This is a genomic window from Citrobacter sp. TBCS-14, assembly GCF_005280805.1.
GTDB classification, from domain to species: Bacteria; Pseudomonadota; Gammaproteobacteria; order Enterobacterales; family Enterobacteriaceae; genus Citrobacter; species Citrobacter gillenii.
The window spans coordinates 1-203 of the sequence record NZ_SZWM01000061.1; the positions used below are offsets into that span (position 1 = coordinate 1).

Genomic DNA, 203 nt, shown 5'->3' on the forward strand with positions numbered 1-203 from the left:
AGGAGTTTTGCCGCTGCGATGCTCGCCTATTATATCGCCCTATCGATTGGCCTGGAACGGCCCTCCTGGGCCATCATCACCGTCTATATTGTTTCGCAAACCTCTGTGGGCGCTTCGCTGAGCCGGTGTCTCTATCGCCTGGTCGGCACCGTGGCGGGCGCAGGGGCAACGGTATTGATCGTGCCTACGTTTGTGAATATGCC

General features: G+C 58.1%; 1 protein-coding gene. It reads left to right on the forward strand.

Annotation, left to right across the window (positions count from 1 at the left end; translation table 11 throughout):
* The coding region (locus tag FDX22_RS00335; protein ID WP_186805260.1) for an FUSC family protein at positions 1-203 on the forward strand (203 nt) is incomplete at both ends.